Genomic DNA, 4,177 nt, shown 5'->3' on the forward strand with positions numbered 1-4,177 from the left:
GTTGCCCAACTTCGACCACATGCACCGCTTCCTCCCGGCGCTGGTGATGCGCAACGGCGGCGCGGTGGTATCGGTTCCGGTCCGTCACCGTGCCCGCGAGCGCGGCAGTTCGAAATATGGCGTGCACAACAGGCTGTGGGTAGGCATCGTCGACCTGTTTGGCGTCGCCTGGCTGCAGCGGCGGGTGCGCCTGCCGGCGATCGAGCCCGACGCCGATCTTTAGTCCGTGGCAAGCCTGATCTCACGCCTGCGCCGCCGGCGCCTCGCAATGCAGCCGACGCAGCGGGACGCGCCTGCGCGCCGGATCCTGCAGCCATCGCTTTGGTGCGGCAGCGCAGAGGCGAAACCGGGATTGTCGCGCCCGCGATGAAAGCGCGCGTCATCGTCAAAGGCCTGGCGCTGATGTTGAGCCTGGCGCTGCTGGGTTACCTGTTCAACGCCAGCGATCTCGGCAACAGCGTCAACGAGGCCTGGATCGACGCACGGGTGCGCGGTCACGGAGTCAACGGCGCCTTGCTGTTTCTGCTGATGGGCGGCGTATTCACCGCCATCGGCCTGCCGCGGCAGATCATCGCTTTTCTCGGCGGCTACGCCTTCAGCGTGGGGCTGGGCACGCTGCTGGGTACGCTGGCGGCGCTTCTGGGCTGCATCTTGAGCTTCGTTTACGCGCGTTTCTTCGGCAAAGGCCTGCTGCGTGCGCGGCTGGGCGAGCGCGCCGGCCGTTTCGACCGCTTCATCCACGACCATCCGTTTTCCATGACGGTGTTGATCAGGCTGCTGCCGGTGGGAAGCAACCTGCTGACCAATCTGGCGGCCGGCATTTCGAGTATCCGCCCCGCGCATTTTTTCCTCGGCACGCTGCTCGGCTACCTGCCGCAGACACTGGTGTTCGCGCTGGTCGGCAGCGGCGTTCACATCGCGCCCGCCCTGAAGCTCGCGCTCGCCATCGGCCTGTTCCTGGTTTCGGGGGCGCTGGGGGCCTATCTCTATCGCCATTTCCGGCATGGCCAGAGCCTCGATGATCAGGTCGACGCCGCGCTGGACGAAACTGACACAGGAGTTGCGCGTGAATCCCTATCGAAATGACGGGCGCGGCCTGTTGCTGCTGAGCCTGCTGCTGCTGGCGGCGCTGACCGCGGTGGCCCTGCTGACGCGGCCGCTGATCCCGATCGACGAAACGCGCTACGTCAGCGCGGCGTGGGAAATGTGGCTGCGCGGCGACTTCCTGGTGCCGTTCAAGAATGGCGAACCCTACAGCCACAAGCCGCCTTTCATGTTCTGGATGTTCCATGCGGGCTGGGCGCTGTTCGGCGTCACCGACTGGTGGCCGCGGCTGGTGCTGCCGCTGTTTTCTGCCGGCGCGCTGCTGCTGGCTTATCTGCTCGCCCGCCGCCTGTGGCCGCAGCGCGCCGGCCTCGGCGGGCAGGCCGCGCTGATTCTGGTGAGCGCGCTGCTGTGGATCGTCTTTTCCACCTCGGTCATGTTCGACGTGATGCTGGCGTTCTGGGTGCTGCTGGGTATGCACGGCATACTCGCCGCCGCCGATGGCAAGCGGCGCGGCTTCGTCATGCTGGGGATCGCGATCGGCATGGGCGTGCTGACCAAGGGCCCGGTCATCCTGCTGAACCTGCTGCCGGTCGCCGTGTTGGCGCCGTGGTGGAACCCGGGCATGCGGTGGCGCCGCTGGTTCGGCGGGGTCGTGCTGGCGGTGCTGCTGGGGGCTGCCATTGCGCTGGCGTGGGCGATCCCGGCCGGCATGGCCGGGGGCGAGGCCTATCGCAACGCGATTTTCTGGGGTCAGACCGCGAATCGCATGGTCGAGTCTTTCGCCCACCGGCGGCCGTTCTGGTGGTACCTGCCGTTGTTGCCGCTGCTGCTGTTTCCGTGGTTCGTCTGGCCGGGGTTCTGGCAGGCGCTGGCGCATCACCGGCGGGCCGGGCTGGACCGTGGCACGCGCTTTTGTCTCGCCTGGATGCTGCCGGTGTTCATCGCATTCTGCTTCATCAGCGGCAAGCAGCCGCATTATCTGGTGCCGTTGTTTCCGGCGTTCGCGCTGCTGGCTGCGCGCGTACTGGCCGACCGCCCGGCTTTCCGCGTGGGCGTGCCGGCCCTGCTGACGATGGGGCTGGGTGTGGCGTTGATGCTGGCTGCCAGCGGGAAGATTGCGGCGTTCAACGCAGAGGCCGCCGCGCTGCCGGCGCTATGGCCGGGCGCGCTGTTGGCGCTGCTCGCGCTGGTGGCCTGGGTGGCTGGGCGGCGCGGTTTTCCGCCGGTGCCGAATCTGGCGCTGCTGGGGGCGGCCACGCTGGTGCTGGTGCAGCTGGCCGCCAAACCATCGATCGATCCCCTGTACGACATCAAGGCGTTGGCGCTGGCGATCGGCGAGGTGCAGGCACAAGGCTTGCCGGTGGCGAATGCCGCGCGATACCACGCGCAATATCAGTTTCTCGGCCGTCTGCAGGCGCCGCTGCTCGAATTGCACGGCGCCGAGTTGAAGCGCTGGCTGGCTGAGCATCCCGAAGGCTATGCGGTGATCTATCTGAGAGACCGGCAGAAGTTGGACGCGATCCCGGCGCGCCACAAGCAGGCGTATCGTGGGGGGGCGGCCGTTCTGGTGGACGCGCGTACGGCGACCCGGCTGCTGCCCGCTCACATTGAAAACTGAGGTTCAGGCCTCGGCGTCGCGCTGCGGCAGCACCACTTCGCGCGAGGGCGAAATGGTCGAGATGGCGTGCTTGAAGATCATCTGCGCGGCCTGGTCCTGGCCTTTCAGCAGCACCACGAACTGATCGAACGATTCGATCCGCCCCATCAGCTTGATCCCGTTGACAAGAAAGACCGACACCGGAATGCGCTCCTTGCGCAGGGTGTTGAGGAAAACGTCTTGCAGGTGGTTGTATTCTTTGCTGGCCATGCTTGGCTCCCTGTCAGGTAAAGGCGGGGCGGCCCCCGCTTAAGTCATTATTAGCGGATTACTCGATTTTTGCACTGGCACGAACCGCCGTGATGGCGTCGCGGATGCGCTGCTGCTGCAACTGCTTGACGATTTCGCCGCGCACGGCATCCAGCGGCGGCAACTGCGGTTGACGCGTGTCGTCGAGGCGGATGACGTGGTAGCCGAACTGCGTCTTCACCGGCGTCTTCGTGGTTTCGCCTTTTTTCAGGCCGGCCAGGGCGTCGGAGAATTCCGGCACGAACGCACGGCGGTCGGACCAGTCGAGGGCGCCGCCGTTCTTGGCCGAACCGGTGTCTTTCGATTGCTTTTTGGCGAGATCCTCGAATTTGGCCTTCTTACTGCCGAGGTCGGCAATGATCTTCTTCGCTTCGGCTTCGGTTTTCACCAGGATGTGGCGCGCGCGGTATTCCGGCTCGGCGGGCTCGGCCTTGGCCTTGTCGTAGGCGGCCTGGATTTCCGCGTCGCTCACCGGATGGGCTTTGACGTAGTCTTCCAGATAGGCTTTGGCCAGTTGATCCTTGCGGCGGATATCCAGTATCGCGGCGAGCGGCGGCTCCTTGTCGAGCCCCTTGTCCATGGCGGCGCGCGACAGCAGTTCCAGGTTGATCAGCGATTCGCGCACGCGTGCGTCGAGCTGCGGGGTATCGGGCTGGCCCTGGGCCATTTCGCGTTTGACCAGATCGCCATACAAGGCGGGGATTTCCTTGCCGTTGACCACGGCCAGCGGCTTGCCGGCGTCGATTGCAGGGGCCGGCGCAGCCGCGGCGGGGGTTTGCGCCTGAGCCAGCGGGGTGAGGGCCAGCAGGATCAGGGCGGGGAGAAGAGCAACGCGCATGCGGATTCCTTTCAGAGTTCTTCCGGGGTCAAGGCTGTGATCGACAGCGCGTGAATCTCACGCTGCATGAGCTCGCCCATGGCTTCGTACACCAGCCGATGGCGGGCGAGGGTGGAGAGGTTGCGGAATCTGGGTGACACCAGTGTGAGACGAAAATGCCCGCCACCGGAGGCGGCGCCGGCATGGCCCTTGTGCTGGGCGCTTTCGTCTTCCAGGGTGTAGGTTTCGGGCTCCAGCGCGGCGAGGCGCTGGCGGATCAGGTCGGCCGTGCTCATGCGGGCAACACTTTCTTGAAGGGTTTGACGCTGACCTCTGCGTAGACGCCGGCGGCCACGTAGGGATCGGCATCGGCCCATGCCTGCGCATCGGCCAGCGAGTCGAATTCG

At 65.8% G+C, this 4,177-nt stretch carries 6 protein-coding genes and 1 pseudogene; 3 read left to right on the forward strand and 4 right to left on the reverse strand.

Annotation, left to right across the window (positions count from 1 at the left end; all coding sequences use genetic code 11):
• The 3 genes and pseudogenes from BGO62_RS13660 to BGO62_RS13670 all read left to right on the forward strand — a co-directional run.
• Positions 1–223 (forward strand): annotated as a pseudogene (locus BGO62_RS13660) (dolichol-phosphate mannosyltransferase); the annotation flags it as partial.
• Between the two features lie 143 nt (positions 224–366).
• The gene (locus BGO62_RS13665; protein ID WP_296643477.1) at positions 367–1,086 is read left to right on the forward strand and encodes a VTT domain-containing protein; all 720 of its coding nucleotides are present in this window, start codon (positions 367–369) and stop codon (positions 1,084–1,086) included.
• The gene (locus BGO62_RS13670; protein ID WP_296643479.1) at positions 1,067–2,665 is read left to right on the forward strand and encodes a glycosyltransferase family 39 protein; all 1,599 of its coding nucleotides are present in this window, start codon (positions 1,067–1,069) and stop codon (positions 2,663–2,665) included. The genes BGO62_RS13665 and BGO62_RS13670 overlap by 20 nt, the downstream gene beginning before the upstream one ends.
• Before the next feature lie 3 nt (positions 2,666–2,668).
• On the opposite strand, the gene hfq is transcribed toward BGO62_RS13670, so the two are convergent.
• From hfq to BGO62_RS13690, 4 genes are all read right to left on the reverse strand, one after another.
• Positions 2,669–2,914, reverse strand: coding sequence for an RNA chaperone Hfq (gene hfq / locus BGO62_RS13675; protein WP_018077292.1), 246 nt, complete (start codon positions 2,912–2,914; stop codon positions 2,669–2,671).
• A gap of 58 nt (positions 2,915–2,972) precedes the next feature.
• Positions 2,973–3,791 carry a peptidyl-prolyl cis-trans isomerase gene (locus tag BGO62_RS13680; RefSeq protein ID WP_296643480.1) on the reverse strand — a complete coding sequence of 273 codons (819 nt, stop codon included), beginning with the start codon at positions 3,789–3,791 and terminating at the stop codon, positions 2,973–2,975.
• 11 nt (positions 3,792–3,802) lie between these two features.
• Positions 3,803–4,066, reverse strand: a complete 264-nt coding sequence (locus BGO62_RS13685; protein WP_296643483.1) for a BolA family protein — start codon at positions 4,064–4,066, stop codon at positions 3,803–3,805.
• A partial coding sequence (locus BGO62_RS13690) for a YciI family protein (protein WP_296643485.1) occupies positions 4,063–4,177 on the reverse strand: 115 nt, incomplete at its 5' end. The genes BGO62_RS13685 and BGO62_RS13690, both read right to left, overlap by 4 nt.

This window comes from Thiobacillus sp. 65-1402 (assembly GCF_001897685.1).
Taxonomy (GTDB): Bacteria; Pseudomonadota; Gammaproteobacteria; order Burkholderiales; family Thiobacillaceae; genus Thiobacillus.